Origin of the sequence: Micromonospora sp. NPDC047707 (genome assembly GCF_040704235.1) — a bacterium.
Lineage (GTDB): Bacteria > Actinomycetota > Actinomycetes > Mycobacteriales > Micromonosporaceae > Micromonospora.
In genome coordinates this window covers 1-5,635 of the sequence record NZ_JBEYSU010000089.1, presented here as the reverse complement: position 1 = coordinate 5,635, position 5,635 = coordinate 1, and the positions used below count along the sequence as shown (strand labels likewise).

The 5,635-nt window shown below is 66.0% G+C and carries 4 protein-coding genes and 1 pseudogene; 3 read left to right on the top strand and 2 right to left on the bottom strand.

What is annotated here, in order from left to right:
• Positions 1-149 precede the first annotated feature (149 nt).
• Complete coding sequence (locus AB0873_RS31585; protein WP_366604376.1) at positions 150-1,055, top strand: NADP-dependent oxidoreductase; 906 nt, start codon at positions 150-152, stop codon at positions 1,053-1,055.
• Positions 1,056-1,173: 118 nt separating this feature from the next.
• Here the strand turns inward: AB0873_RS31585 and AB0873_RS31580 are convergent.
• Positions 1,174-1,530, bottom strand: a pseudogene (locus AB0873_RS31580) (helix-turn-helix domain-containing protein); the annotation flags it as partial.
• Positions 1,531-1,576: 46 nt separating this feature from the next.
• Here AB0873_RS31580 and AB0873_RS31575 point away from each other — a divergent pair.
• Entirely contained in the window at positions 1,577-2,665 is a 1,089-nt protein-coding gene (locus tag AB0873_RS31575; protein WP_366604375.1) for an IS630 family transposase, read from the top strand.
• Positions 2,666-2,754: 89 nt separating this feature from the next.
• Here AB0873_RS31575 and AB0873_RS31570 read toward each other — a convergent pair whose 3' ends face one another.
• Positions 2,755-4,440, bottom strand: a complete 1,686-nt coding sequence (locus AB0873_RS31570; RefSeq protein WP_366604374.1) for an ISAzo13 family transposase — start codon at positions 4,438-4,440, stop codon at positions 2,755-2,757.
• 205 nt (positions 4,441-4,645) lie between these two features.
• Here AB0873_RS31570 and AB0873_RS31565 point away from each other — a divergent pair, with 205 nt between their 5' ends.
• Entirely contained in the window at positions 4,646-5,521 is an 876-nt protein-coding gene (locus tag AB0873_RS31565) for an IS5 family transposase (RefSeq protein ID WP_366604378.1), read from the top strand.
• Positions 5,522-5,635: the final 114 nt, after the last annotated feature.

Genomic DNA, 5,635 nt, shown 5'->3' with positions numbered 1-5,635 from the left:
GTGATCACGGAGCGTCAGCACCTTCATGATCACCAGTTCTGTGCCTGCATCCGTTCAGGCACGCCGATCAACCCACCATTGCGCGCGACCTCTTAACGACTCAGGACACCAGGTTGAACGCGGTGCGTAGCTAGAGGAACAATCTTCCGATGCGAAAGATTGTTCAGCACGAGCTGGGTGGCCCGTCGGTGCTGCAGGTGGTCGAGGCGGAGCGCCCTCAACCGGGCCCGACTGAAGTGCTCATCGAGGTGCGTGCAGCCGGCGTCAACCCGGTCGACTGGAAGGTTCGTGCCACGGGTGGCGTTCTCGGTCAGCCGCCGTTCACTGTCGGTTGGGACGTGTCCGGCGTTGTTGCAGCTGTGGGTGCCGGCGTGACCCGATTCGTCGTCGGAGATGAAGTCTTCGGTATGCCGCGGTTCCCGAAGGAGGCAGCCGCCTACGCAGAGTATGTAGTCGGGCCGGCTCGTCACTTTGTACGGAAACCGCCCTCGCTGACCCACGTCGAGGCGGGCGGGCTGGCCTTGGCTGGACTAACCGCCTGGCAAGTACTCATCGAGACGGCCGATTTGCGGCCGGGACAGCGAGTACTAATTCCGGCGGCGGCGGGCGGGGTGGGTCATCTGGCGGTACAGATCGCAAAAGCGCTTGGTGCCTACGTCATAGGCACGGCCAGCAAGCAGAAACATGACTTTGTGCGAAGTCTTGGTGCCGACGAGGTGCTCGATTACCGCACTGAGGACATCAGCGACGTCAAGGGCATTGACCTCGCCATTGCGACCGTGGCTGGGCAGCTTCCCGTGTTAACTGGGACACTGCGCTCGGGCGGTCTTGTGGTCGCTCTGAACAGCGTCGACGCCGGGGCCGTCGCCGAGATCGGCGGCCTGTTCATTCTGGCCGAACCGGACAGAGCAGGGCTAGACGGGCTCACCGCGCTCGTCACCACGGGTCGTCTTGGCGTGCACGTCGATCGGGTCCTGCCGTTGACGGACGCGGCCCGGGCGCACCAGATCGGCGAGGCCGGCCACACCACCGGCAAGATCGTTCTTACGCCCTGAGCGACTGGCCGAACCTCTCGATCGCCAAGCCCGCAACCCCCTGACCGCACGCCAGCTCGCCGACGTGGCCGGCGTGCGCTCCCCTACGCCGCGCGGGTTCGTGGCCGCGCGGCCACAGGTGAGGCTTGAGCCCAAACGCCAGCCAGATCCGCGACACGGCCGTCTGGTTGAGCCCAGTCGCCTTCGCCATCGACCGGGTCGACCAATGGCTGTCCCGATCGGGCGGCGCCTCCTCAAGGGTCTTGACGATGACAGCCTCGACCTGCACGTCGGTGATCTTCCGTGGCGCGCCCGGACGCGGTTCGTCGCGCAGCCCGTCCACCCGGTCGGCCACGAACCGCTTGCGCCACTTGCCAACCGTCGGCAGCGATACACCAAGCCGACGCGACACCTCACTGTTGGACAAGCCTTCCGCACACGCGAGCACCACCCGCGCACGCACCGCCAACGCCTGCGCCGTCCTCGGCCGTCGAGCTAGTGTCCTGAGTCGTTATTTCGCCGGCAGATAGTAGGCTCTCGGGGTGGCTGGTCGTCCGCGTGGTGTGGTGGAACTGACTGATGACGAGCGCGCGTGCCTGACCCGGTGGGTGCGGCGGGGCAAGTCGTCGCAGGCGTTGGCGTTGCGATCGAAGATCGTGTTGTTGTGCGCCGATGGCCTCGTGAACACCCACGTCGCGCAGCGACTTGGGGTGTCGCGGGACATGGTGGGCAAGTGGCGCAGCCGTTTCCTGGCGCGCCGGTTGGAAGGGCTGGTCGACGAGCCGCGGCCCGGGGCGCCCCGTCGGATCACCGACGACCGGGTCGAGGCGGTGATCGTCAAGACCCTCGAACAGCAGCCGGCCAATCAGGACAGCCATTGGTCGACCCGGTCAATGGCGCGCGAGACCGGGCTGTCGCAGACCGCGGTGTCGCGAATCTGGCGGGCATTCGGTCTCAAGCCGCATCTGGTGGACACCTGGAAGCTGTCGGCCGACCCGATGTTCGTGGAGAAGGTCCGTGACGTGGTGGGCCTGTACCTGGATCCGCCGGTCAAGGCCATGGTGCTGTGCGTCGATGAGAAGTCGCAGATGCAGGCCCTGGAGCGGACCCGGCCGATGCTGCCGATGATGCCCACCGTCCCGGCCCGGCAGACCCATGACTACGTCCGTCACGGCGTGGCCAGCCTGTTCGCCGCGTTCGATCCGGCCACCGGCAAGGTCATCGGGCAACTGCACCGCCGGCACCGCCATCAGGAGTTCCTGAAGTTCCTGAAGGTCATCGACGCCAACACTCCCGCCGACGTGGATCTGCACCTGGTGCTGGACAACTACGCCACCCACAAGACCCCGGCCGTGCAACGCTGGCTGGCCGCGCATCCCCGCTTCCACCTGCACTTCACCCCGACATCAGCGTCGTGGCTCAACCTCGTGGAGCGCTGGTTCGCCGAGCTGACCAACCGCAAACTCCGCCGGTCCAGCCACCGCAGCCTCGCCGACCTCGAAGCCGACGTACGGACCTGGATCGAGGCATGGAACACCGACCCGAGACCGTTCGTCTGGACCAGGACCGCAGACGAAATCCTGAACAGCCTCGCCGCATACTGCGGCCGAATTAACGACTCAGGACACTAGCCCCTGCAACGCCTCCCGCTCCTCGACGGTCAGCTCCAGCGGCGCCAGCTTCGGCAAATCCTCTTCAGGACCTAAGGGCCTGAAGAGGATTAACGCGCTGATTTTATCTCTAGTTGGGGCGGGGTATCGGCGAGGAAGGTGATGAGGTCTGCTGGCGTGGGGAGCCGGGCCGTTGATGGTGTGATGGCGTGTCCGTGCTGTTGCCGGAGTGGACGAGTCTGCGCAACGGCGATGGTGATCGTTTTTCGGTCGACGTTGAACAGCTCGGCCAGGACTGCTTGTGTGCACAGTTTGCGCAGGTAGAGCACGGTGGCCAGGACTCGGTCGGCGTCGGTGAGCTTTATCGGGGGCCCCGCCCCGGGGGCGCGGCGGCGTTCGATACCACGGCGTGCTCGTCGGGTCTGCTCACGCTGCTGGGCTTGGGATTCGGTCATCTCGGCGGCCAGTTCGTCGAGTTGGTGGCGGGGCATGCCGGTCAGTTCCGGGTGGGACAGCAGGTCCTTGTCCAGGGCGTGTTCGCGGCTTCGGTGGCCTTCGCTGTGCCGGGCGGGGGGCGGGGGCTGCTCGTGGTGGGGGTGCAGGGTGTAGTTCCAGTCGCCGTGGATGCGGTGCCGTCTCATCGGCAGGGCGGTGATCTGCGCGTCGTTGATCTGGGTGCCGGTCGGGTAGGTGCCGGTGTCGAGTTCGGCATGCACGGACAGGCCGGTGCGGGTGGTGGTGGCCGCGATCGACTGGACGATGATGTCGTGGCTGGTCAGCGGCCTGCCGCGCCAGTTCATCGTGATGTGGGAGAACAGCCGGTGCTCGATTTTGTTCCATTTCGAGGTTCCCGGCGGCAGATGACACACCGTGATCTGGAGGCCGGTCTCGGCGGCCAGGGCCGCGAGTTCGGTCTTCCAAGCACGGGTGCGGTAACCGTTGGAGCCGCCCGCGTCGGCGGTGATCAGCAGCCGGCGGGCGTGCGGATAGTCGCCTGCGCCGCGGGCGGACCACCAACGGCGGATCGAGGCGACCGCGAACGCGGCAGTGTCGTGATCGCAGCCAACGTTGACCCAACCGGTGTCCGCGGTCACGTCGTAAATGCCGTACGGAAGGGCCCTACCGACTTCCCGGTCGACGAAGTCGTGCGTCTGGACCTGGACAGGTTCACCGGCCGGCTGCCACTCCCGCCCGCCGTTCTTGTAGAGCCCGACGAGTTCCTTCTTCTTGGTGTCGACGCTGACCACCGGGTCCCCGGCGGCCTGATGGTCCTTGACCTGCTCGTTGAGATAGCGGAACTGTGCGTCGCGGTCCGGATGCTGCTTGCCCTCGATCGTCTTGGCGTTGGCCTGCAGACTGAAACCCTCACCACGCAACACGTCAGCCACCGTGTCAGCCGAGATCCGCCACCCCTGCCGGGTCAACTCCTCGGCCAGCTTGCGGGTCGACTTCGTCGTCCACCGCAGCGGCGACATCGGATCACCACGCATGTCCGGCTCGACCAACGCCAACAACGCGATCCGCAACCCCGGATCAAGATCGACCAGCCGTTTACGGCCCCCGCCCACCCGGCGGGTCCTCCCCAACGGCCCCTCGCCAGCATCCAGATCGGACACCCCGCGCGACACCGTACTCTCCGCAACCCCAGCAGCCCGGGCTACCAGCCTGATACCCCCATGGCCCAGAACCCGAGCCTCGGCACCCATCAACAGACGACGCTGCCGCTCATCCAGATGCGGTAACAACACCTGGAACTTCGCGGCCAACACGTCCTGCGCCCCTTCCACGATGCCCATACCACATCACAGACCACCAGGACGCGAATCCGCTACTTATTATCCTGCGAGCCCTTAGAGCCTGGTAAATAAGGGTTTCAGGCGTCGGTAGGGTCGGACGCAGATCGATGATCGCTGTGGGCGGCGTGGTGGCGTGACACGGGGAAGGGCCTTCGGTACGAGCAAAGGTGACTAAACCAGCAGCTCGAGTTCCGAAGGCCCAACCCTGTCTGTATACCTTGTCACCGGGACCGCTACGGCATCGACCCCGGCCATCCTCGCCGATCACCTCCCGACCAGCAGGCCACGGCACTATCCGTCGGACACCAGCGACGCTGAATGGGCGATCCTCGCTCCGTATGTGCCGGCCGGCAACGGGCGGGGACGTCCGATCATCTATCCCCGTCGCGACGTCGTGGACGCGATCCGCTACCTCGACCGCACCGGATGCCAGTGGGACGCCCTGCCGGCCGACTTCCCGCACCCGAAACTCGTCTACCACTACTTCAAGACCTGGACCGCCGACGGAACGTTGAACCGCATACACAACAGCCTGCGCGAACAGGTCCGCGAGCACGTCGAAGGCCGTAACCGGCAACCGACCGCCGGGCTGGTCGACTCCCAGTCGCTGCGCGGCGCGGAGACCGTCGGGCGCCCCAGCCGCGGCTACGACGCGGGCAAAAAGATCAACGGCCGCAAACGGCATGTCGCCGTCGACACCTGCGGCCTGCTCCTCGCGATCCTGATCACCGGCGCGAACGTCCAGGACCGCGACGCCGCCCGGCCCCTGCTCTGGGCACTACACACGTGCTTCCCCGGCATCCGGCTGATCTGGGCCGACACCGGCTACACCGGCAAACTCGTCGGCTGGGCCGCCGAGCAACTTCGACTCACCCTGCAGATCGTGGCCAAGCTGGCCGGGCAGACGACCTTCGTCGTGCTGCACCGCAGGTGGGCGGTCGAGCGTACGTTCTCCTGGATCAACCGCTGCCGACGCACCGTCCGCGACTACGAACGGCTACCCGCCCACCACGCCGCAATGGTCCAATGGGCCATGATCATCGTCATGACCCGCCGCCTCGCCCGCCACCAACACACCTGAAACCCTTATTTACCAGGCTCTTACGACCTCGTGCGCAATAGGACGGTCGGTGGCGCCGGTTTGGCGTAGGTGATGATCTTCGGGTGTCGATCCGGTGGGCTCGTCGTGTGTTCA